This window comes from Pseudomonas sp. AAC (genome assembly GCF_000725445.1).
Lineage (GTDB): Bacteria > Pseudomonadota > Gammaproteobacteria > Pseudomonadales > Pseudomonadaceae > Pseudomonas > Pseudomonas citronellolis.
In genome coordinates this window covers 1-1127 of the sequence record NZ_KL647114.1, presented here as the reverse complement: position 1 = coordinate 1127, position 1127 = coordinate 1, and the positions used below count along the sequence as shown (strand labels likewise).

Below are 1127 nucleotides of genomic sequence, written 5' to 3'. Positions count from 1 at the left end.
GACCACGGTAAGACCACTCTGACCGCTGCTCTGACCAAGGTCTGCTCCGAGACCTGGGGTGGCTCCGCTCGCGCCTTCGACCAGATCGACAACGCGCCGGAAGAGAAAGCCCGTGGTATCACCATCAACACTTCGCACGTCGAATACGACTCGCCGGTACGCCACTACGCTCACGTAGACTGCCCGGGCCACGCCGACTACGTGAAGAACATGATCACCGGTGCTGCCCAGATGGACGGCGCGATCCTGGTTTGCTCGGCTGCCGACGGCCCCATGCCGCAGACCCGCGAGCACATCCTGCTGTCCCGTCAGGTAGGCGTTCCCTACATCGTCGTGTTCCTGAACAAGGCCGACATGGTTGACGACGCCGAGCTGCTGGAACTGGTCGAGATGGAAGTTCGCGACCTGCTGAACACCTACGACTTCCCGGGCGACGACACTCCGATCGTGATCGGTTCCGCGCTGATGGCCCTGAACGGCCAGGATGACAACGAGATGGGCGTTTCCGCCGTGCGCAAGCTGGTGGAAACCCTGGACTCCTACATCCCCGAGCCGGTTCGTGCCATCGACCAGCCGTTCCTGATGCCGATCGAAGACGTGTTCTCGATCTCCGGCCGCGGCACCGTGGTAACCGGTCGTGTCGAGCGCGGTATCGTCAAGGTCCAGGAAGAAGTGGAAATCGTCGGCATCCGTCCGACCACCAAGACCACCTGCACCGGCGTTGAAATGTTCCGCAAGCTGCTCGACGAAGGTCGTGCTGGCGAGAACGTCGGCGTCCTGCTGCGCGGCACCAAGCGTGAAGACGTAGAGCGTGGCCAGGTTCTGGCCAAGCCGGGCACCATCAAGCCGCACACCAAGTTCGAGTGCGAAGTGTACGTGCTGTCCAAGGAAGAAGGCGGTCGTCACACCCCGTTCTTCAAGGGCTACCGTCCGCAGTTCTACTTCCGTACCACCGACGTGACCGGCAACTGCGAGCTGCCGGAAGGCGTCGAGATGGTAATGCCGGGTGACAACGTCAAGATGACCGTCACCCTGATCGCCCCGATCGCCATGGAAGACGGCCTGCGCTTCGCTATCCGCGAAGGCGGCCGTACCGTTGGCGCCGGCGTGGTTGCCAAGATCATCGA

The 1127-nt window shown here is 62.5% G+C and carries 1 protein-coding gene; it reads left to right on the top strand.

Annotation, left to right across the window (positions count from 1 at the left end):
• The coding region (gene tuf / locus FG99_RS30685; protein ID WP_043274051.1) for an elongation factor Tu at positions 1-1127 on the top strand (1127 nt) is incomplete at both ends.